Origin of the sequence: uncultured Campylobacter sp. (assembly GCF_937981295.1) — a bacterium.
Lineage (GTDB): Bacteria > Campylobacterota > Campylobacteria > Campylobacterales > Campylobacteraceae > Campylobacter_B.
The window spans coordinates 1-1,777 of record NZ_CALJPC010000082.1 but is presented as its reverse complement, the minus strand read 5'-3'; the positions used below and the strand labels follow the sequence as shown (position 1 = coordinate 1,777).

The window sequence follows — 1,777 nt, the reverse complement described above, 5'->3', positions numbered from 1 at the left end:
CAGTGAAACAAAATGGCGCAAATTTAAAACACGGACAAATCCTCGGCTACGCCCACGCTTCGGCTTTCAAAGAGCGCGCGGCATATGATTGGTCGACGGAAAGCTCCGTTTATGTATCGCAAAACGCGCACGCTTTTGGTATCGGCAGGCTGCTCTACGAAGCGCTAGAGCGCACGCTCAGAGCTCAAAACATCGCAAACATGAACGCTTGCATCGCTTGCGGAGATGACGAATATCTAAACGACGCGAGCGTGCGATTTCACGAGCGCATGGGCTTTCGCTTCGTCGGAAGATTTCAGCGCTGCGCCTATAAATTCGGCCGCTGGTACGATATGGCGTGGATGCAAAAGCCGATCGGCGAGCATCTGCAAAATCAGCCTGCGATGAGGCTTTTGCGCGCTTTAGAGATGAAATTTGCGCGAGCGCGGGCATTGAAATTTAATTTAAAGGAAAAACTTTGACCCATTTTATCATAGACGACGAAAATATCGACGTCGATAATATCTTTGACGTCGTAAATCTCAAAGAGGGCGACGAGCTAAATATAGTCTCCAACACCGCCAAAAAGATCGGCGCCTTAACCCTTGCGCGCCTATCCAAGATGGGCGTTAGCATAGGCGAGGTCTTTACGATCGGTAAGCAAAGAAAGGATTTCGCCGATAAGATCATCGTGTTTTTGATGGGTAAGCTCTGCGGAGCCGAGGGCAAGATCGGCATCGTCAGCAACGATAAATTTTACGACGACGTGATAGAATTCTTTAACAATCTAAACTACCGCAAAAATCCTAAATTTGAAAAGATCAGTCTAGCCTCGCATGCCGCAGGGACGAACGCAAAGCAAGGCAAAGCAAACGGCGCGGCAGAGAAAAAAGCCCAAAAAGCGGAGTCGGAAGCTACAAAGCAGGAGCCAAAAACTGCGAAATGTGAGCCAAAGGCTCAAAAGCAAGGTATAAAAGCCGCAAAGCAGGAGTCAAAAGCCGCACAACAGGAACAAAAAGCCGCAAATTCTAAAATCGTCAAAGCAGACCTTGCCGCGGCGAAGGCGCTGATCCCACAGTGCGTGAGCCTGCAAGCCCTTTACGGCGCGTGCGTCGCAAAGCTCGGCAGAGCCAAAGGCTGCGAGATCTATCGCGAGATCAAGGACGACGCGCGGACGCGATACGCGAGCATCACCTACGATAGCGACCTAAAAGACGGTGCCGTAAGGCGAAACGCGATCAAGCTATACCGCGAAAGCGGCGGCGATATGGCGGAATTTCACAATAAGCTGACGAGCGAATACAAACACGCGGGGCCTGAAATTTACAAGGAATTTAAAGAAAAACTCGTCGGAAAGATGATCTAGGCGACTCGGGCGCAAGGATTTAAGGCGCAGCGATAGAGCGCATCGCGACGTAGCAGCTAAAGCACGGTCTAGCGGCGTTAGATGTATCGTTACGGCGCGCGGTATGATGCAGCGCAACATAAGTGCGCCCGAAATAAAGCTGTTTGCTTACGCGGCATCGGTCTTATTTTACCGTATATAACCAAGCAAAGCCCAAGCGCTTAGGCATAGTAGCAGAGTAAAGATATATACGATAAATTTCATTCTGCCAGGTTCAATCCGGGTCTAATCATAGTTAAAGCTATATGGCTTGTATCCGAAAATATGCAAGGTCTTCAAAGCGAGCTCCCTGACCTCTATCCAGGATTTGTTCTGATAGACTAGATAATCGTAAGTATCTCCTTCTAGCAAGCTTTGATCTTTAAAGTATTTATAAATAAGCTCTGCAAGCTC

General features: G+C 48.8%; 2 protein-coding genes. Both read left to right on the top strand.

The window, feature by feature from the left end; all coding sequences use genetic code 11:
* A partial coding sequence (locus Q0135_RS08160) for a GNAT family N-acetyltransferase (protein WP_297989713.1) occupies window positions 1-461 on the top strand: 461 nt, incomplete at its 5' end.
* Window positions 458-1,345 carry a hypothetical protein gene (locus tag Q0135_RS08155; protein ID WP_297989712.1) on the top strand — a complete coding sequence of 296 codons (888 nt, stop codon included), beginning with the start codon at window positions 458-460 and terminating at the stop codon, window positions 1,343-1,345. The genes Q0135_RS08160 and Q0135_RS08155, both read left to right, overlap by 4 nt.
* The last annotated feature ends 432 nt before the right edge of the window (window positions 1,346-1,777 follow it).